General features: G+C 40.7%; 20 protein-coding genes. 1 reads left to right on the forward strand and 19 read right to left on the reverse strand.

Annotated elements, in window-relative coordinates:
• Window positions 1-35: 35 nt before the first annotated feature.
• On the reverse strand, window positions 36-2108 hold the full coding sequence (locus NST39_RS11670; protein ID WP_341028520.1) for a sigma-54-dependent Fis family transcriptional regulator: 2073 nt from the start codon (window positions 2106-2108) through the stop codon (window positions 36-38).
• Window positions 2109-2257: 149 nt separating this feature from the next.
• Between NST39_RS11670 and NST39_RS11675 the strand changes: the two genes are divergently transcribed.
• Entirely contained in the window at window positions 2258-2494 is a 237-nt protein-coding gene (locus tag NST39_RS11675; RefSeq protein ID WP_050943781.1) for a DUF2627 domain-containing protein, read from the forward strand.
• Window positions 2495-2528: 34 nt separating this feature from the next.
• Here the strand turns inward: NST39_RS11675 and NST39_RS11680 are convergent, their stop codons facing one another.
• From NST39_RS11680 to accB, 18 genes are all read right to left on the reverse strand, one after another.
• A complete protein-coding gene (locus NST39_RS11680) occupies window positions 2529-3266 on the reverse strand; it encodes a glycerophosphodiester phosphodiesterase (RefSeq protein WP_044141004.1) in 738 nt (245 codons plus the stop codon).
• A 225-nt stretch (window positions 3267-3491) separates the two neighbouring features.
• Entirely contained in the window at window positions 3492-4592 is a 1101-nt protein-coding gene (locus tag NST39_RS11685) for a Rap family tetratricopeptide repeat protein (protein WP_044141003.1), read from the reverse strand.
• Window positions 4580-4777, reverse strand: a complete 198-nt coding sequence (locus NST39_RS11690) for a hypothetical protein (protein WP_034661994.1) — start codon at window positions 4775-4777, stop codon at window positions 4580-4582. The genes NST39_RS11685 and NST39_RS11690 overlap by 13 nt, the downstream gene beginning before the upstream one ends.
• A 254-nt stretch (window positions 4778-5031) precedes the next feature.
• A complete protein-coding gene (locus NST39_RS11695) occupies window positions 5032-5796 on the reverse strand; it encodes a hypothetical protein (protein WP_341028523.1) in 765 nt (254 codons plus the stop codon).
• A gap of 229 nt (window positions 5797-6025) precedes the next feature.
• Entirely contained in the window at window positions 6026-6829 is an 804-nt protein-coding gene (gene spo0A / locus NST39_RS11700) for a sporulation transcription factor Spo0A (protein WP_003215740.1), read from the reverse strand.
• Between the two features lie 285 nt (window positions 6830-7114).
• Complete coding sequence (gene spoIVB, locus NST39_RS11705) at window positions 7115-8392, reverse strand: SpoIVB peptidase (protein ID WP_341028526.1); 1278 nt, start codon at window positions 8390-8392, stop codon at window positions 7115-7117.
• Between the two features lie 198 nt (window positions 8393-8590).
• Window positions 8591-10327, reverse strand: coding sequence for a DNA repair protein RecN (gene recN / locus NST39_RS11710; RefSeq protein WP_341028528.1), 1737 nt, complete (start codon window positions 10325-10327; stop codon window positions 8591-8593).
• 33 nt (window positions 10328-10360) lie between these two features.
• On the reverse strand, window positions 10361-10810 hold the full coding sequence (gene ahrC / locus NST39_RS11715) for a transcriptional regulator AhrC/ArgR (protein WP_012010523.1): 450 nt from the start codon (window positions 10808-10810) through the stop codon (window positions 10361-10363).
• A gap of 363 nt (window positions 10811-11173) precedes the next feature.
• The gene (locus tag NST39_RS11720; RefSeq protein ID WP_341028529.1) at window positions 11174-12028 is read right to left on the reverse strand and encodes a TlyA family RNA methyltransferase; all 855 of its coding nucleotides are present in this window, start codon (window positions 12026-12028) and stop codon (window positions 11174-11176) included.
• Window positions 12025-13926, reverse strand: coding sequence for a 1-deoxy-D-xylulose-5-phosphate synthase (dxs, locus tag NST39_RS11725; RefSeq protein WP_341028530.1), 1902 nt, complete (start codon window positions 13924-13926; stop codon window positions 12025-12027). The genes NST39_RS11720 and dxs overlap by 4 nt, the downstream gene beginning before the upstream one ends.
• 150 nt (window positions 13927-14076) lie before the next feature.
• Window positions 14077-14973, reverse strand: a complete 897-nt coding sequence (locus NST39_RS11730; RefSeq protein WP_221450765.1) for a polyprenyl synthetase family protein — start codon at window positions 14971-14973, stop codon at window positions 14077-14079.
• Window positions 14957-15217, reverse strand: coding sequence for an exodeoxyribonuclease VII small subunit (locus NST39_RS11735; protein WP_106029156.1), 261 nt, complete (start codon window positions 15215-15217; stop codon window positions 14957-14959). Before NST39_RS11735 ends, NST39_RS11730 begins: the two co-directional genes overlap by 17 nt.
• Entirely contained in the window at window positions 15214-16560 is a 1347-nt protein-coding gene (gene xseA / locus NST39_RS11740; protein WP_341028534.1) for an exodeoxyribonuclease VII large subunit, read from the reverse strand. The genes NST39_RS11735 and xseA overlap by 4 nt, the downstream gene beginning before the upstream one ends.
• Window positions 16561-16630: 70 nt before the next feature.
• Complete coding sequence (folD, locus tag NST39_RS11745; protein ID WP_065098384.1) at window positions 16631-17482, reverse strand: bifunctional methylenetetrahydrofolate dehydrogenase/methenyltetrahydrofolate cyclohydrolase FolD; 852 nt, start codon at window positions 17480-17482, stop codon at window positions 16631-16633.
• 11 nt (window positions 17483-17493) lie between these two features.
• A complete protein-coding gene (nusB, locus tag NST39_RS11750) occupies window positions 17494-17889 on the reverse strand; it encodes a transcription antitermination factor NusB (protein WP_003216031.1) in 396 nt (131 codons plus the stop codon).
• A gap of 211 nt (window positions 17890-18100) precedes the next feature.
• Window positions 18101-18508 (reverse strand): Asp23/Gls24 family envelope stress response protein, encoded by a 408-nt coding sequence (locus tag NST39_RS11755; RefSeq protein ID WP_065098385.1) that lies wholly within the window; start codon window positions 18506-18508, stop codon window positions 18101-18103.
• A 25-nt stretch (window positions 18509-18533) separates the two neighbouring features.
• Window positions 18534-19883, reverse strand: a complete 1350-nt coding sequence (accC, locus tag NST39_RS11760) for an acetyl-CoA carboxylase biotin carboxylase subunit (RefSeq protein WP_003215702.1) — start codon at window positions 19881-19883, stop codon at window positions 18534-18536.
• Window positions 19884-19894: 11 nt separating this feature from the next.
• Window positions 19895-20371: an acetyl-CoA carboxylase biotin carboxyl carrier protein gene (gene accB, locus NST39_RS11765; RefSeq protein WP_044140993.1), complete on the reverse strand. Its 477-nt coding sequence runs from the start codon at window positions 20369-20371 to the stop codon at window positions 19895-19897.
• Between the last annotated feature and the right edge of the window lie 158 nt (window positions 20372-20529).

A 20529-nucleotide genomic window follows, 5' to 3' on the forward strand; every position in this document is an offset into this window, starting at 1 on the left:
GAAATGTATGCAACTTTTTGCAGGTAACGTGCATTTTATTGCATGCTATCTTTTGCAAGTTGATATTTATCCATTTTATAGTAAAGATTTCGAATGCTAATCCCTAACGTTTTCGCTGTTTTCGTGCGGTTGAATTGATGCTTTTCAAGGGTTTGTTTAATCAGCTGCGCTTCAAACGCTTCAACAGCATCCGAAAGGGTTTCTCCCTCAAATTGACTGACAGCCAGTTCCTGCTGCTCTTTTTCTTCCTGCTCTTCTGATTCCATGAAGGAAATATGATCTTCATCGATCCATTCTTCTTGCGGATTCAAAAAGATCATGGCTCGTCCAAGGACATTTTCCAGTTCTCTTACGTTCCCAGGCCAGCTGTAGGATCGAAGTCTATCGAGCGCACCTTCCGTTAAGCCGCTCACATTTCGACCATAGTCTAAATTGATTTTCTGAATAAGCCGTTTGCTCAAGGAGTCAATATCTTCAAGTCGCTGCCTTAGTGGCGGAATCGAAATCGGATATCTGTTCATCCGATAATATAAGTCCTCTCTGAACTTTCCTTCCGACATCGCTTTTTCAATATTGACATTTGTTGCGGTAATCACACGCACGTCAACTGGTATCGCTTTTGTTCCGCCTACTCTAACAATTTCTTTCTCCTGCATCACGCGTAATAATTTCGCTTGTGTACTTGGCGTCATTTCACCAATTTCATCTAAAAAGATACTGCCGTGATTCGCTTCTTCAAACAGCCCTTTCTTCCCGCCGCGCCTTGCACCAGAAAATGCGCCTTCCTCGTAGCCAAAAAGCTCTGACTCTAAGAGGGATTCTGATAAGGCCGCACAGTTGACTCTTACGAAGCGATTATATTTTCGGTCACTTTCATTGTGTATAGCGTGCGCAAATAGCTCTTTCCCAGTACCTGATTCTCCCCTGAGTAAAATAGTGGCTGGTGTTTTAGCCCCTAGCTTTGCCTGCTCAAGCGCCACAAGCATTTGCTCACTTTCTCCAATAATGTCTTCAAAAGTGTACTTTGCCTCAAGTGTCCGGATGAGCTGTCTTGCTTTATTTAATTCATTCGTGAGTGATTGAATTTCTGATACGTCATGAATGACGCCGACACTGCCTTTTAAAATACCATCAACAATCACTGGCGCTACGTTGACGATCACATCCTTCTTATTAGGTCCGACTTTCATTCTGACGCCTCGAACCGGCCTTCTTGTTTCAAGCACCTTCAAATGCATGCTTTCCCCTTCAGAAATATCCGCACCCGCAGGCTTGCCCACAACCTCTTTGTCTGTTAATCCCGTCATTTTCGTATAAGCTCGGTTAATTAAAATTCCTTTCCCCTGCTCATCTACGACGGATATCGCTTCATCTGATGATTGAATGATAGCCTCAAGCATCGTGCGCACTTCTTTGAGGTTTGTGACTTCTTCTGCAAGCTCCACTGCATCTGTAATATCTTTAAAAATGGATAGAGCGCCTAGCATTCTTCCTGCGTCATCAATAATCGGCAAACGCGTTGTGACAATTTGTATTTGCTGATTCAGAAATTGTTTTTGATGAAATTCTGGCTCCCTCGACCTTAAAATATCGGGGAGTTTTGTATTTGGGATCACTTCACGTATGTGCCGACCAATCGCATCTTTTTGCGAACGTCCAACCATTTTGGCAGCCGATCGATTAAACAGAACGATTTCCTCATCCATATTAATAAAAATCATGCCATCGTTCGTTGCATTAAAAATGCGGTCATGTTTATAGGTTTGTTCTTTTAATATTTGAATGAGCTGATGCTTTTCTGACATTAATTCTGATATGACGTATGCCATTGAACTTGGAACAATGACAGACTGCTCTGTTTTTTCTTCTATCAGTTCTTTGAGCACAGCTGAACTGCCCGTTGTTTCAATGATGATATCAATGTCATCTTTTATGTATTCTTTCCAATCCGTTGTCGTATCAATTCCATTCTTTTTCGCTTCTACCATCCCCGGTGCCCCAAGATCAAGGTCGGCGATTGCAACGATTTGAATCATATTTGTTTTCAGCAGTGTTTCAAGCAATGCTGATCCACCCTGTCCTGCACCGACAATCAAGACTCTCTGCATCCCGTTACCCCTTTATATGAAAAAATTTGCACACCATATTTTTCCGTTGCAAAAAATTGCACAACTCTTATATTACCACGTTTTCCTTTCTTGACAAAATATTTTTTGAATTAGACAATGGAAGCAAATGACGTTTAAGGGGACATTTGATGGGGAGAATACTTGCATTAGTCATTATTTTAATACCTGGCGCGCTTGCTGCACTTGGGATTAAGCTGCTGCGTGACACTGTTTTCGGTATCATCATTGCACCATTTCCATTTTTATGGCTGCAAGGAATTGCAGGGTTGTTTTTTTTAGGGGGAGGTCTTTACGTAGTCGCTGGCTTTATTTTATATCGAGACCGCAAACGAAATAAAGTGACCACCCGCTTTAAACAGAGATAAACATGAAAAAAGACCCGCTATTGATCGCAGGTCTTTATTTCATTTCTTCTCTTATTTTGACGGCTCTATCAGGGAAATCAGTGAAGATTCCGTCGACACCTAAGGAAAACATGTTTTTCATTTGTTTTTCACTGTTTACTGTAAATGGCCTGATGACTTGCTGGGCGGCATGGAGAGCCGATACAACTTCTTTTGTTACCCCTGCGCCTTTTATATTCGGATGATAACCTCTTGCAGGTACTGTTTTTATGTACATCTCTGGCTGATGAATGACATCCATTGTGAGAACAGCAAGCTCAACATGGGGCATCAGCTTGTGAAAAAGAGCTAAACTGCCGTGATGAAACGATGAGACAAGTACACGATCTTCTATTTGAAAGTGTTCAATTTGCTCCTTTACTTTCTCTTCAATACCAGGATATCGATAAATGGAGTTTTTCAGTTCAATATTGATGATGAGTGATGATTGCTGCGTCACGAGCTCCAATACTTCCTCCAAAAGAGGAATGGATACAGCACCGGTTTCTTCATAAAAAGAATGACTCGCATCTCCTGCTTTTAACTCTTCATATGTATAGTCTTTCACTAAGCCTTTCATATTCGTTGTTCTGTTCAGCTTCTCATCGTGAATGACAGCAAGCCTGCCATCTTTCGTCAGCTGAACATCCAGCTCAATTCCGTCAGCTCCAGAATGGAGTGCATGCTCAAAGGCTATCATGGTATTTTCAGGGTAGATTCCTTTAAAACCTCTGTGTGCAAAAATTTTCGTCATATGTCACCTCTAAGTATGATGCTTCCTTTCATTATGACGTGTCTCTTTTCATTTTTCCAGTTTGAGCACATAAAAAAACCTCTTCTGATTCGTACGAAGAGGTTCTGTATAAATTCGATCACGTAATCGCTCTGATGGCTTGCTCTGTCGTCTCGGCGTCAAGAGCAAAAAGGGAAGAAACAACTGCGACTGCTGTAACGACGGTTAAACCTAACAACAACTTTTTCATAAGATAACCTCCACTTTCTTTTGAAGTATTTGTGCATCGAATTTCTTTTCAAGAAAACGAATGGCATTTTGATAGTCATTTCGTTCCTTGAAGTATTTCGATATTTGTTCAGACAAATCCTCAAGCTCCACATATAATCTATTTTTTTCTATGTAGTCTAATTTTTCAGAGAATACGTCTGCTGCTCCACTATTTTCGCACATTAAATCTAAAATTTCAAATTTTACTATATATTCATTATTTTGGATGTCGCAGCTATACTGAATGCCCTCTTTAATATATTCCTTCGCCTCTTGATTTCCTAGATGAACCAAGGCATTTGCCAGAACATATAAAGATTGGATGTAATAATGGCTATTGTCACGGTGCATTTGAATGCCCATCCCTTTTTTGGCATATTGTGCGCTTTTTTCGTAATCATGCTTCGCATAATAGAGAACGGCTAAATTGTGATAGCATTTCCCAATCAGCACTTCATTGTTAATGCGTTTACTTTTCTCAAGTGCTTCTTGGTATTTTTCCTCTGCTTCGTCAAATTGGATCAAATCGATACAATTACTTGCATGTAAAATCAAGCTGTCAATCGCCTGCGCTGTATACTCTTCATGCGCTTTGAACGTATCGATGGCTTTTTTGATATGATTAATGGAGATGAAGTTTTGTTTCAGTTCGTAATAGATTGAAGCAACCTTATGATGAAAAGTTCCTACTTCAAGGTCCTCATTCACACGTTTTAGTCGTTGTTCTGCAATTTTGTAAAAGCTGATGGCTTCATCATACTTTTTCACATATGCAGCATATTGGCCTTTGTAAAAGTAAAAATAAAAATTAATAATGTCATCTACTTTCTCATCAAGCGTTCCGACACTCTTCATAATGTGATTGGCTTTTTCAATATTTCCAAGTAACATTTCATGTCGGCCATTAACAAGCTGATAATAAAGGAGAACTTCGCGGTCTTCATCTGTATTTTTTAGCAAATTCTGAATTTTCTCTTTATAGATAGCAGATTTTTCTAGGTCATTTTGAGAAATGACCCTCGTCCACTTGCTAATTTCGTTCGCTACCTCAGCAGAGTGGATTTTCAGCTTTCCCATAACCTCACCCTCTTCTTTTCATTATTATAGCATAGTAAAAGAATGTGAAAATTATTAAATTCGACAATGGGAATATTCAGTTCAAATGGCACAATCTCTAAGAAGCCAGTGACTTTAAAACGCCAACCAATCAGGTCAATAGAAATAGAACTTTCGATCTCATTTGCTTTATTTACCAAATCCATCAGACCTTTTCCTCTCATCCTTTTTCTTACGAATGAGCGTTTCCTTCTTCTATTTTGAAGACCAAACAATTGATTGGCGTAGCTGATTACCACTAATTTATGTCATACCCATTTCTTTCATGCTTTATTTTTCATTTTATTCTGAAAATAAATCAAGCTGAGTTGTCAAACTTAATCAAAATATTTCAACCTGTAAATATGTAATCCTTTTTCCTAGAAAACACCCAAAAAAGTATTTTTCAGGAAATTTATTTTTAGTTATTCATTTTCTTTTTTTGAAATTTTAAAATGACTCTATCCAATAATCTCTCGTAGAGCTCAATTTTTCTAATTATTTTATGATAAGTTATTAACAAGGTATTAATAATTAATATACTTACCATTAAAATTGTTCCAATATCTATTAGAGTAACGATTTTAATATCCACATACTCCAGAATTAGTCCATACCTATTTGTCCAAACTTCTATTATCTCTTTATTGGTTATGATACTACCTAATATCCCAAGTAGCGCTACAATAATTGATGTAAATTGAAATTTTAGTATCTTCTTTCCTGACTCAATTTCAGAATATATTTTTAAATATTCTACTTCTTCTAATGGAGTTCCATTTTTTTCATTTGCCCAGTTATATATTGATTCCTCATATGATTTAATCTCATTTATCATTTCATCAATTTGGGGCGAATTATGCGCAAATGTAGCTTGATTATCAGGATCCATAAATAAAATATCTCTTTTCGAATTCCAATCTCTATAAAATTTAAGGAACCAAAACATGATAGAAAAATGGAAAGTGTTTGTAAAGAGCACCATAATCAAAGATATCCATTCTATACCTCCTACATAAATTCCAAACTTGTCAATCATCAGAATTATTATCCAATAAAGAACAAAACCAATAAAAAACAGATAAAAAAGTAATTGAGCCAAGAAGGATGACAAATTTTTAGACGGCAAAAAATTTTTTTTCAATTTTAACAATAAGTTTTCTTTGATATTTCTCCAATTAAACATTGTGTTTCACCTCGAGATGAATTAATTATGAGGAAATTCCTGTTTTAAAGAAACTTCATGAGCAAATAAAAAATATTATAATTTCACTAAAAAATTTATACGTTATTAATTTTTAAAAAGCACTCTTTTAGGAAGACTAGAACATACTAGCTACCGAAAAAAGTGCTTTATTTTTAAATTTTATTCAATATATGCCTTAAGTTAAATTAGAACCTTTCACTTCCCAAAATCAGCTTGCTCTATGCTCCAAGCGCAGACGATCAGCTACCATTGCGATAAATTCAGAATTGGTTGGTTTTGCTTTAGACATGCTGACTGTATAACCAAAGAGTGAGGAAATGGAATCGATGTTTCCTCTGCTCCAAGCCACTTCAATCGCATGACGAATCGCTCGTTCTACTCTGCTCGCGGTCGTGTTAAATTTCTTCGCGATGTCTGGATACAACACTTTTGTGATGCTTCCGAGAAGCTCGATGTCATTGTACACCATTGAAATGGCCTCTCTTAAGTATAAGTAACCTTTAATATGAGCCGGGACGCCAATCTCATGAATAATCGTTGTAATGCTCGCATCTAAGTTTCTGCGTTTCGGTTCAGGTTTGTTTCGAAGGACACTGTTTTGGATAGATGAAGATCGATGGGTGACTTGTGTGCCGTTTCCACTGACTTGACGAATATGACCGACTAGGTTTTCCATATCAAATGGCTTTAAGATGAAATAAGATGCGCCCAAATCAACTGCTTTTTTCGTGACATCTTCTTGTCCAAACGCCGTTAGCATAATCACACTTGGTTGTTTGGTCATGTCATTGTTTTCACGGAGGCGTTCCAGTACAGCAAGGCCATCTAAATGAGGCATGATAATATCTAAGAGGAGAACGTCGGGCTCTTTATCTTTAAATAATGTCAGACATTCCTGGCCATTATACGCCACGCCAAGCACTTCCATATCTTCCTGTCCCTCAATATACTCTGTCAAAAGGCCAACAAGCTCTCGATTGTCATCAGCTACACACACTTTAATTTTCTCCACGTTCTTTCCTCCCCAATGTCGATTCCTTTAGTCTTTTGTATTTCTCTTCTGAGTGTTCAATTCGACAAAACCATGCTATCCCCTTTAAAAAACTTTAATTTTCCGAATAATAGAGCATTATCTAGCTTTTTCTACGTTTTTCTTAACGAATCGACGATTATTGCAATTTGACAACATACCATTTTCCATTTTGTCGAAAAATCTCTTTTTCCTCATTTTATAACATGATGGCAGAGAAAGAAAGGGGAGAAAAAAACTGCCGGAAGATTCGCGGCAGTTTGATGATCAGCTTGCTTTTTTGTTTTTTTGATAAAGATCGATGCCTGCTTCTGACAGCATCCATTCAATGTGTACGCCGTAGCCGCTTGTCGGGTCATTGACGAAAACGTGAGTGACCGCACCGATGACTTTTCCGTTTTGGATGATAGGGCTTCCACTCATACCTTGGACGATACCGCCCGTTTTACTTAAAAGACGCTCATCTGTTACCTTCAATACCATCCCTTTTGTTGCCGGGAATTTCTGCGGAGTCGTGCTGACGATTTTAATATCAAACTTTTCCACTTTATCATGATCCACAACGGTTAAAATTTCTGCTGGACCTTCTTTTACTTCATTTGATAAAGCAACTGGAAGTGGTTTGTCTGATACATGATTTTCAAGCTTTTCGGTTAACGTACCAAAGATACCAAATGGGCTGTTGCGGGAGATATCCCCGATCGTTTTTCGTTCGGAAGAGAATCTCGCCAATTTTTCTCCAGGATTGCCACCTGTGCCTTTTTCAATCGATGTTACGGTTGATCTGACAATTTCACCATTGTCGACAACAATTGGTTTTTTTGTATCCATGTCAGAAATGACATGCCCTAGGGCACCATATTTTTTAGAAGATGGTTCAAAGAAGGTCATCGTGCCAATTCCTGCTGCGGAATCTCGAATGTAAAGACCAATTAGATAGGTGCCTTCACTTGCATCTTTTGCGGGTGTTAATGTTGTTTGAAAGGTTTTATGGTCTCTTTTTATGAGTAAACGAAGCGTTTCACCTGTTTTCCCTGCTTTCTGGATAAATGGGGTGAGGTCATTCATTTTCTCCATCTTTTGACCATTGATTTCAATGATCATATCCCCTGATTGAATGCCTGCGGCTTCGCCTGGTGATTTTTTGCCGTCTGCTGTTGTGATTTGATGGAAACCTACAACAAGAACTCCTACAGAGTGGAGCTTGACGCCAATGGATTGTCCTCCAGGAACGACTTTTAATTCAGGGAGAACGTCGACTTTTGTTTTCTTAATAGGGAATCCTTTAAAATCATAAACAATTTCGGCTTTTCCCGCCTTTTGTCCTGTTACTTCAAGCTGATTCTTTTTCTCTGAAAGACTAAAGGCTTGTGAAGAAGCATTGGCTGACGCTTCTATTGATGTGTCAATTGAGTGCTTCTGTTTTTCAAATACAGCAACATTTGTTGGAATGCTGATGTATTCCTTCACTATGCTCATAAACCCTGTACTGATTAAAGAAACAAGGAGAATCACACCAATGGCTTTTCTCATCTTTTCGGGCATTCATTTTTCACTCTCCTCGCTCCTTACCCACACCAGAACACTCATGTTTTGGCTACATCTTTACTTTTGCCTTCTTCGCTTTGATTTATAACCGGTAGCTATAGAAAATGATTGGATAAATTGATAAAAGAAAAAGACGATTTCGTGGGTATATACAGCGATTTTGACACAATATAAAAAAGGCAGCTGATTTTTCAGCTACCCTGTTGTTTTGACATCATTTGCTTGATGCAGCAATTCTTTTGCGTGCTGTTTTGTCAGCTCAGTGACTTCCACACCCGCAATCATTCTGCCAATTTCACTCACTTTTTCTTCATGACTTAATGGTTTGACGCTTGTCAGTGTTCTGCCTGCTTTAGAGCGTTTAGAAATGAAGAGGTGCGTGTCAGCCATTGCTGCTACTTGCGGGAGGTGCGTAATGCAGAGCACTTGTGAGCCAGCCGCCACTTTGTAGATTTTTTCGGCAATCGCCTGTGCAACTCTGCCGCTTACGCCCGTATCGACCTCATCGAAAATAATGGAAGTGACTTCTTGTTTGGCTGAGAAGATACTTTTCACGGCGAGCATAACACGTGAAATTTCTCCACCCGAGGCAACTTTTGATAAAGATTTCATCGGTTCGCCAGGATTAGTAGAAATCACAAATTGAGCTTGGTCGATTCCGTTTTTTCCAAGCTGGACGGGCTTTCCATCTAGCAGCGGATTATCCGTGCTGCTAAAAGGCGCATACCGAATGGAAAAGGATGTATCAAACGTTGACTTCTCCATATACAAATCCTTTAGTTCTGTTTGAATTTGCTTCGCTAGCTTTTTGGCCCATTTTTTACGAAGCTCCGAAACGTTAAGTGCTTCAAGCAGAGCGTCACGGCTCATTGCATCCAGTTTGTTTTTAAGCGTCTGCAGGTGACTGTCTCGATTTTGAATTTGATCGATTTCTTCTTCAATCTTCGCCGCATACTCCAAAATTTCCTCAACCGTTGTCCCGTACTTTCGTTTTAACTGCTTCATTTCATTCAGCCTAGACTCAATAAAATCAAGTCGTGCTGGGTCGAACTCTAATTGATCCAGCATGTTTCGGATTTGGAACGTCGAATCCTCTAATAAATAGTAAGAGTTCGACACTTGTTCGGATAGCTTTTTCAGATCGTCGTTGATCTCAGAAACCTGCTCGAGCTCGCTTGATGACATACCAACCCAATCAAGTCCCCCCTGCTCATTGCGCAAGGCATTATAGGCGTTTTGGAGTGAGGAAAAGATTTTTTCGTAGTTGCTGATCTGATGGCGCTCTTCTTGAAGCTTCTCATCTTCTCCCGGCTCTAATTGTGCCGCTTCAATCTCTTCTAGCTGAAATTGCAGTAAATCTAACCGGTGCACCATTTCCTGCTCATTCTCAGAGAGCTGTTTTAGCTTTTGGGCTGTCTTTGTATATTGCTCATATGCTTCTTGATACTGTGACAAAGCAGGTGCAATTTCTTCTGCTCCAAATTGATCGAGTAAATGCAGATGATTTTCATCCTCCATCAATAACTGGTTATCGTGCTGTCCATGTATATCGAGCAAAAGGCGTCCTACTTCGCGTAAAAGTGAGATTGTAACGAGCTTGCCATTGATACGGCAAATGCTTTTCCCGTTATTGTTAATATCACGGCGAAGAATCATCATTTCATCCGTTGCGTCAATTCCCTGATCTTCGCATAAAGCAAATACAGGATGGTCAGCTGCTGGTACAAGAAAAAGCCCCTCCAGCTCAGCCTTTTTCTCACCATAACGAACAAATTCAGACGACCCTCTACCTCCCACAAGAAGTGAGACAGCGTCAATCATGATAGATTTCCCTGCACCTGTTTCCCCTGTTAGGACTGTGAGTCCTTTTTCAAATGAAACCGTTAACTCTTCAATGATTGCAAAGTTTTTAATGGTTAGTTCTGCTAACACTCATTTGACACCTCTTTTTGTAAACCTGATTCTTTATAGAAGCTCTAAAATTTTGCTTGAAACTGTTTCCGTATCATCTGGAGTGCGGCAAATGATCAAAATGGTGTCATCTCCGCAAATGGTTCCCATGATTTCTTCCCAATCTAAATTATCCATTAAAGCCCCAATCGCCTGTGCATTACCCGGCATGGTTTTGAGGACAATTAAATGACTGGCAGCATCCATTTTAATAAATGCATCCATTAAGGATCGCTTTAGTTTAGACAGCGGATTAAACCGCTGATCCGCAGGAAGGCTGTATTTATATGTTCCATTGTTCGTTGGCACTTTCACTAAATGCAATTCTTTAATATCTCTTGAAACAGTCGCTTGTGTAATGTTATATCCATCGGCTTTTAAAATATCGACTAGTTCATCTTGTGTTTCAATCTCTTGGCTCGCGATGATTTCTCTAATCTTGATATGCCTTTGACCTTTAGTCATTTTTGACCCCCCTAGGCGTTTGATCTCAGTTTGTCTTTACGTTCTATGTTATATGAATCACAGTTTAAAAAACAAGCGTTACGTGAGAAACGGCCAATTCTCATCTTTTGACCATGTAAAAAGGAATAATAGCGAGCTATTATTCCTTCAGCGTGTAGACAAACCCTCGCATTCGGTGTCAGGTCTGCGCTTCGGTGCTCACGAATGTTAAATTCGCTCCTCTCCGATGCTCGTCCTTCCTAGACTTCAAAGGTTTTCTATCACGCTGTAAAGAAGACAAAGGGCTAAAATAAAGATCATTTTAGCCCTTTGCCAACAATCTAAAAGGAATAATAGCGAGCTATTATTCCTTTTGTTTCAACCTCATGTGTCAGCCGGCTCAGGACTGTTTTTCTTTTCTTTCAATACAGAATGGGCTTCCTTGACGATCTTTTCAAGCTCTGAAATCGGTAGTGCCGCATTCTCTTCTCGATCGGGATGAAGCATTAAATGGAGAAGGAACTCAATATTCCCGTCTCCGCCAGTAATAGGCGAAAATGATACATCCTTCACATCATAGCCTTCTTTTGCAGCAAATTGATTCATCTCTTCCAGTACACCAAGGTGGACCGATGGATCTCGCACGATGCCTTTTTTCCCAACAAGCTCTCTGCCTGCTTCAAATTGAGGCTTGACGAGTGCAATACAGTCTCCGCCTGGGACAAGAATGTGCTTTAAAGCCGGCAGGATAAGCTTAAGTGAAATAAAAGAGACATCAATTGACGCCACTTCTGGCAATCCTTCAGTAAAATCTGCTGGGACGGAATGACGGAAATTGGTGCGCTCCATGACGATGACCCTGTCATCCTGCCTTAATTTCCACGCAAGCTGATTGTAGCCAACATCAACAGCATATGATTTGACCGCTCCATTTTGAAGCGCACAATCTGTAAATCCACCTGTTGATGAACCGATATCAATTAGCAATTTTCCTTCAACGGTTAAGTCGAATTCTTTTAGCGCTTTTTCCAGCTTTAATCCGCCGCGGCTCACATATTTCAGAGGGTTCCCTTTCACAGTGAGCGGTGTATCACGAGCGATTTTCTCTCCTGGTTTATCCAAACGGTTTTCATTTGAGTAAACGATCCCAGCCATAATGGCACGCTTTGCTTTCTCTCTCGTTTCCATTAGTCCTTGTTCAACTAATAAAACGTCAAGTCGTTCTTTCTTTGATGTCATGATCCAATTCCTTTTCTTGGTGCTGCGGGAAGCAGGTCACGTAAAGTGTCAGCAACCTGTGCTTTCGTCAAACCAATTTCTTCAAGCAGGGCATCAACACTTCCATGCTCAATAAATTCATCTGGAATGCCCATACGTTCTACTTTAATATGAGATGCTTTCTTATCGTGTATATATTCTAAAACGCTGCTGCCAAATCCGCCTTGGAGCACAGCTTCTTCAATCGTTAAAATCGGAATACCTTCAGAAAAAATGTCATTTAACATCGCTTCATCAAGAGGCTTAATAAAACGAGCATTGACAACACGAACCGATTTCCCTTCTTTTTGAAGTTCTTCTGCTGCTTGGAGTGCCATTTTAATCGTCGTACCAAATGTTAAAATCACGGCATCCTTCCCTGGACGAAGAATCTCCCAGGACCCAATTGGAATGGTTTTCAGCTGTTCATCCATTTTGACACCAAGCCCATTACCGCGCGGGAAGCGCATAGCAATAGGACCGTCATCGTACTGAATAGCTGTATTGACCATGTGCTGTCCTTCATTTTCATCTTTTGGCATCATGAGTACCATATTCGGCATATGACGCATAAAGGCAATATCAAACACACCTTGATGGGTTTCTCCATCTGCACCGACAAGTCCAGCACGGTCAATGCCAATAAATACGTTAAGGTTCTGACGACAAATATCATGTAGCACTTGGTCATAGGCTCTTTGTAGGAACGTTGAATAAATCGCTAAAAATGGCTTCATGTCCTGCGTCGCAAGCCCAGCTGCCATTGTGGCTGCATGCTGCTCAGCAATTCCTACATCAAACATCCGCTCTGGAAATTCCTTCGCAAAGCCTTCAAGCTTTGAACCAACAGGCATCGCAGGCGTGATCGCAACAATCCGCTCATCTTCCCGTGCCAGCTTTCTGACCGTTTCACTAACGAGACCACTCCAAGACGGAGCTGCTGCTGCCGGTTTTACAAAATCCCCTGTATCAATTTTGTATGGACCCGTACCGTGCCAAGTCCCGACTTTATCGGATTCTGCCGGCTGATAGCCTTTTCCTTTTTTCGTGATGACATGCAGAAGAACAGGACCTTTTGTTTTCTTTGCATATTCAAGATTTTCAAAAAGATCTTCATACGAATGTCCGTCGACAGGACCTAAGTAGGTAAATCCCATTTCCTCAAAAAACATGCCAGATACAAGTAAATATTTGAGGCTGTCTTTGATACGCTCTGCTGTGGCAGCAAGCTTACCACCAACAGCTGGAATGCGCTTGAATAAATATTCAAGCTCGTCTTTTACCCATTGGTATTTGCCAGCTGTACGTAATCTGCCAAGCATTGTGTGAATCGCACCGACGTTTGGTGCAATACTCATTTCATTGTCGTTTAATATGACAATCATATCTTTCTTTTCATCACCGATATGATTCAAAGCTTCTAGCGCCATACCTCCGGTTAGTGCACCATCTCCGATAATCGGCAGGATATATTCATCTGTCCCTTTGATATCACGCGCTGCCGCCATACCCATCGCGCCAGATAACGAGGTTGAACTGTGACCTGTCTCCCACACATCATGCTCGCTTTCATTTCGTTTAGGAAAACCGCAAAGCCCTTTATATTGACGAAGTGTATCAAACTCCGATCCTCTTCCCGTTAACAGCTTATGAACGTAAGACTGATGTCCAACATCCCAGAGGAATTTGTCTTTTGGGCTGTCAAATACTTTATGAAGCGCAACAGTCAGTTCAACGACTCCCAGGTTCGGACCGATATGCCCACCAGAGTTAGCTAAGGACTCAATTAAAAACATGCGAATGTCAGCACTAAGCTCCTCTAATTCTGCATTTGACATTCCTTTTAGAAACGTTGGATTTTTTATTGATAAAAGATCCAATTAGGATCAACTCGCTTTCAACAAAATTTCTATATACATCTATAATGCCTTATTCCTTTGAAAACCAATAGGGAATAAGAGTTGTCTCATCATAATAAACTGTTTACAGTTTACCACAATTGCTCGAGGACCCTCAAATCTAGGCTGTTTTTAATGATCTCTTGAGGCAATTAGATCACATAAATCATGCAGCAATTGCTGCTCTAATTGAAGATTTGAGACAATTTCTTTTGCACGTGTGATGTGCTCATGCAGCTTTTCTTTTGCTCCTGAAAGCGTTAATAAAGAAGGATATGTCGACTTTTCATTTGCTGTATCAGAGCCGACCCGTTTTCCGATTTTTTCTTCGCTTCCTTCGAGATCTAAAATATCATCACGGATTTGAAACGCAATGCCAATATGATAGCTGAATTCCCTTAGCTTTTCGATATCGTCATCTGATGCTCCTGCCAGCATTGCACCTGCTGCGACACTGAATGTGAGAAGCTTTCCTGTTTTACGGGCGTGAATGGATTCTAGTTCAGCAAGCGATACTTGTTTTTGCTCTGCTTCCATGTCGTCAAATTGACCGCCAACCATTCCTAGTGCACCTGCTGACTTTACAAGCTCATCCACAATTCTGAGCTTTTTGTCAGCTGAGACGCCGCTAGACAGCTGAGATGTAATCAGGCGGAAGCTTTCTGTTAAAAGGGCATCACCTGCAAGAACCGCTGTTGCTTCTCCGTACACTTTATGATTCGTCGGTTTTCCTCTGCGAAGGTCATCGTCGTCCATGCAAGGAAGGTCGTCATGTATCAATGAATACGTATGAATCATCTCAACCGCACAGCCGACAGGTATACCGTCTTCTTCGTTTTTACCGTAGGCATTTAGAAGAGCAAGAACGAGAACAGGTCGAAGCCTTTTCCCGCCCGCTTTAAGAGAATAGAGCATAGAAGATTTCAGGTCTTCAGGAATCGTCAATTCCTGAACATATGTAAATAAATAATCTTCAATGGCCTGTTTTCGTGTTGTTAAAAATTCATTTAAATTACTTGTCACCAGCATCGGCCTCCTTCACTGAGAAGGGAGCTAGCTCACCGTCCTCTTTTAAAATGAAATCCATTTGCTTTTCAACATGCTGTAATTTTTCATGACAAAGCTTCGAAAGGGTCATCCCTTCTTGGAAATAATGAATGGCCTGCTCAAGTGGTACATCTCCTTCTTCGAGCTTTCCCACAATCTCCTCAAGACCTTTCATCGCCTCTTCAAATGTCATTTGTTCTTCTTTTGGTTTATTGGATTCTGTCATGTTGATTGCCCCTCCTTCTCAATAACCTCACAAATCAGACGTCCATCCTTCATCGTGATGGTCAGCTGATCCTTCGGCTCTACTTGGTTCACACTTTTTATTAGTTCTTCTTCTTTATAGGCTAAGCTGTAGCCTCTTTCCATCACTTGAAGTGGATTTAATGCATTTAGTTTACCAAGAACCGATTGGAACTGCGAATGAATTGTTTTCATTTGCACATTCATACTGCGAACGAGCTGTTCTGTTTCATTGGCGTGGCGTTTTTTAGCTTGAAGCAGCTGCTCTTTAGGGTGAAGCGGCTTCAGCCTGTATGTCTGGCGGTCTAGCTGACTGCGTTTTAGCTCAATTTGCCTCGATAGCTGTTTTTGAAAACGGTCAAATACCAAATCGAATTGCTGCTCTTTTTGCTCCTGTAATCGTTTTGGAAAACGGAAGGCATAAGAGGATTGCAGCGCCACAAGACGATCCTTCGCTTGTGAGGTTCGATTCTTTACCGCTCTTGTTAGCCGTATATCGATTGATTTGATTCGTTCAATTAAATCGGTCGTGCTTGGAACAGCAAGTTCGGCTGCTCCTGTTGGTGTGGGTGCTCTCATATCTGCAGTGAAATCACTGATCGTAAAGTCTGTTTCGTGTCCAACTGCAGATATGATTGGAATGTCTGATGCGAAGATGGCTCTTGCGACAGCTTCTTCATTAAAAGCCCAAAGCTCTTCAATCGAACCGCCTCCTCTTCCGACAATCAAGACATCACAGAGCTGTTTTTCATTCGCTTCCTTAATTCGCTCTACGATGGAACGGGTCGCATGCTCACCTTGAACGAGCGCCGGAAGCACAATGATTTTGGCCTGCTGATAGCGCCGATTAATGGTCGTAATGACATCTCGAACAGCCGCTCCTGTTGGAGACGTAATGACACCAACAACCTCTGGATATTCAGGGATTGGCTTTTTATAGCGCGCATCAAATAAGCCTTCACTTGCTAGCTTTTTCTTCAGCTCTTCATAAGCGAGATGAAGAGCACCAACACCATCAGGCTGCATTTCTTTTGCATATAATTGATAGTTGCCGCTTGGTTCATAGACTTGAATTCCGCCGCGTACAAACACCTTCATTCCACTCTTAGGTGAAAAAGGCAGCTTCGCTGCAGAGCGCTGAAACATGACAGCTTGCATGCGTGCGTTTTCGTCTTTTAAGGTGAAGTACACATGTCCTCTTGAATGAATCTTGACATTGGATAGCTCACCTTTGATCCAAATATCTTCTAAATGCGGATCAACATCAAATTTTCTTTTTATGTATTTTGTAAGGGCTGTGACCGTCACAAAGGCTTTTTCACTCATGACGTATTCCTCCTCTTCAAAAACGCACATTCATCCACCAGCAGCATGCAGGTGGATGAATGGATAAAGCTTATGCTAATGTACGTTTTGCTGATTTAACCGTATTATGTGCAAGCATCGTAATCGTCATTGGACCGACTCCGCCAGGGACTGGTGTGATATAAGAAGCTTTTTCTTTTGCCTCTTCAAAATCAACATCTCCAACAAGCTTTCCAGTATCCAAACGATTGACTCCTACATCGATCACAATAGCGCCTTCTTTAATTTGGTCAGCTTTAATAAAGTTTGCTCGACCGACGGCAACAACTAAAATATCCGCTTTCAACGTATGTTCTGAAATATTCGTTGTTCTTGAATGGCAATAAGTAACCGTTGCGTTTTCGTTTAACAGCAATTGTCCTACTGGTTTACCGACAATATTGCTGCGTCCGACAACAACGACTTCTTTTCCAGAAAGACTGACGCCCGTTTTATTTAGTAATTCAACAATGCCTGCTGGTGTGCATGGAAGGAATGTGTCTTCCCCAAGGAGCATTTTCCCGATATTCAATGGATGGAAACCATCAACATCTTTTTCAGGTGAAATACGTTCAATCACGGCTTTTTCAGAAATATGTTTTGGCAGTGGAAGCTGAACAAGAATCCCGTGGAATTGATCGTTCGCATTGTACTGATCAATCAGCTGAAGCAATGCTTCTTCTGTTAAAGAAGCATCTAAATGATCTAGCTGGAAATGCATCCCCATTGCTTCTGCTGCTTTTTTCTTCCCGCGTACGTAAGAAAGTGAAGCCGGATCATCACCGATTAGAATAACGGCAAGACCAGGTGTGACACCTTTTTGTTTTAGCTCTTCTACTTCTTTTGCTAATTGCTCACGCTTTTCTTTTGCTGTTTCTTTCCCATCGATGATTGTTGCTGTCATGTCGAATCCTCCTATTGCTGCTTTAGGTCGTTTTTAATGTTTGAAAGTACTCCATTTACAAATTTCGATGCTTTATCGTCACCGAATAATTTGGCCAGTTCAATCGCTTCATTCATTGAGACACTAACCGGGATATCTTCTTGATACACCATCTCGTACACAGACAGCCTTAAAATGGCTCTGTCTACGTTTGCAATACGATCGAGTTTCCAATTCACTAAATGCTGTGAAATCATGTCATCGAGCTTGTCCTTTTGTTCAAGCACACCGAAAACCAGCTCCTCAAAAAAAGGATCTGATTCTTGTTCATCCAGCGCATGTGTAATGGCCTCTTTCGGATCAATATTGCTCACATCAATTTGAAATAATGTTTGTAGCGCCTTTTCTCTTGCAGTTCTTCTTTTCATTATTTACTCCTTTAACCACTTTATCCGCTTGTCGTTAAGCCATACAGAGATCATAACATATTTTGACCATGGTCGCACCAAGATCCATGCGAGCTGTCACGAAAAACGAATCAATTCACGTGTGAGATCATTATTATTCGGAAATGACCCAAAAATGGGCTTTAAAAAACCAAAGAGGCAATGCCTCCTTGGTTTCACTTGAACTCTTTTTTTATATTTCTTGATCTACTTCAGCCTCAGATGCTTTAGTATCAAATTGAATACCAACGACATGAATATTGATTTCATTAATCGTTAAAGCAGTCATGTTCAAAAGAGTTTGACGGATATTTTCTTGTACAGCAGTGGATACCTTTGGAATGGATAGGCCAAATTCAACCACACAATATACATCGATTGTGATGCCTTCATCAGAGACATCTACTTTCACACCTTTACGGTGATTTTTCTTACCAAAGCGTTCTGCTACATCAGCAGCGAAATTGCCGCGCATTTCGGCAATGCCTTCGACTTCTGAAGCGGCGATCCCAGCAATGACCTCAATCACTTCTGGTGCAATTTGCACTTTTCCCAATTGATCTTCATCAAGGTTCATTTCAAGCAAATTGTTATCTGACACGAACATTCACCTCCGAAAGCTGTGATTATTTCATGATTTGGTATGTTTCTAAAAACTTCGTATTAAAATTACCACTCACAAATGTTTCATGCTCAAGCAATCTTAGATGGAATGGGATCGTTGTGTAGACTCCTTCAATGACGAACTCTTGAAGCGAGCGTTTCATTCTCGCAATCGCTTCTTCTCTCGTCTTACCATATGTGATCACCTTTGCAATCATACTATCGTAATATGGCGGAATTACATAGCCCGGATAAGCGGCAGAATCAACACGTACTCCTAGACCGCCTGGCGGAAGATACATTTTAATTTCACCAGCTGAAGGCATGAAGTTTTTCTCTGGGTTCTCTGCATTAATACGGCATTCGATTGCCCATCCTTCATATACGACATCCTCTTGTGTAAGAGAAAGCTTCTCACCTGATGCGACTTTAATTTGTTCTTTGATCAAGTCAACACCTGTGACCATTTCTGTTACAGGATGCTCTACTTGAATACGGGTATTCATTTCCATGAAGTAGAACTTCTCTTCATTATAATCATAAATGAATTCGACTGTTCCAGCACCAGTGTATTCAACAGCTTCTGCAGCTTTTACGGCTGCTTCACCCATTTGCTCACGGATGTCTGCATTCAGCGCTGGTGATGGCGTTTCTTCAAGAAGCTTTTGCATTCTTCTTTGAATCGAGCAATCACGCTCTCCTAAATGAATGGTATTGCCATGCTGATCTGCAAGCACTTGGATTTCCACGTGTCTAAAGTCTTCAATGAACTTTTCTAAATAGACGCCAGGGTTACCAAAGTTTTGCGCTGCTTCCTGCTGCGTGATGGTGACACCGTTAATGAGCTCTTCTTCGGTACGAGCCACACGGATTCCTTTACCACCGCCGCCGGCAGTTGCTTTTATAATCACAGGATACCCAATACTTGCTGCTGTTGAAACAGCATCATCAAGATCTTTTACAATTCCTTGAGAACCAGGAACAATCGGAACGCCAGCATCTTTCATTGTTTCCCTTGCGACATCTTTCGTTCCCATTTTGGAAATCGCTGATGCAGTTGGCCCAACAAAGATGACATTGCATTCCTCGCAAAGCTCTGCGAAGTCTGCATTTTCAGCAAGGAAGCCGTATCCTGGATGGATGGCATCTGTCCCTGTTAATTTGGCTACACTGACAATATTCGTGACATTTAAATAACTATCTTTTGAAGCAGTCGGTCCGATGCAATATGCTTCATCAGCCATTTGAACATGAAGCGCATCGCGATCCGCTTCAGAAAATACCGCAACTGTTTCAATTCCAAGCTCTTTACAAGCGCGGATAATTCTAACTGCGATTTCTCCTCTGTTTGCAATTAATAGCTTTTTAATCATGATCGTACTCCTTACTCTGCTTTCACTAGAAAGAGGGGTTGTCCGAATTCTACAAGCTGACCGTTCTCAGCTAATACTTCGACGATTTCACCTTTTACTTCTGCTTCGATTTCATTAAACAGTTTCATCGCTTCTACGATGCACACAACTGTGTTTTCCTTCACCTTAGAACCTGATGTCACATATGGATCTGCTTCTGGTGAAGATGAAGCATAAAATGTGCCAACCATTGGGGATGTGATTTTATGCAGATTTTCAGACGCAGCTACCTCTTGTGCAGGGGCTTCGGTCTGAGCTGGAGCTTGTGCTTTAGGAGCTTGTTGAGCTGGAGCTGCTTGGACAGGAGCCACTGGTGCCGCTACTTGCTGAACGACTTCTTTATTTTTCTTTAGTTTGATTTTTGCACCTTCGTTTTCGTACGTAAATTCATCAATTGTTGATTCGTCAATTAATTTAATCAGTTCATGAATTTCTTCAATTTTTAACATGGATTTGCACCCCTATGTATGGATTTATCTTTTTCTTATAGGCTAGTACTAAAAGTACATACTATAACCATCTTACAGGAGGATTTCAATGAATTCAACTAATATTGTGGCGAAGCGCTTTGCGAGAGCACCTTGAAGAGGGCGCCAAACCGCATCAA

This window comes from Bacillus sp. FSL W8-0645 (assembly GCF_038007905.1).
Lineage (GTDB): Bacteria > Bacillota > Bacilli > Bacillales > Bacillaceae > Bacillus > Bacillus pumilus.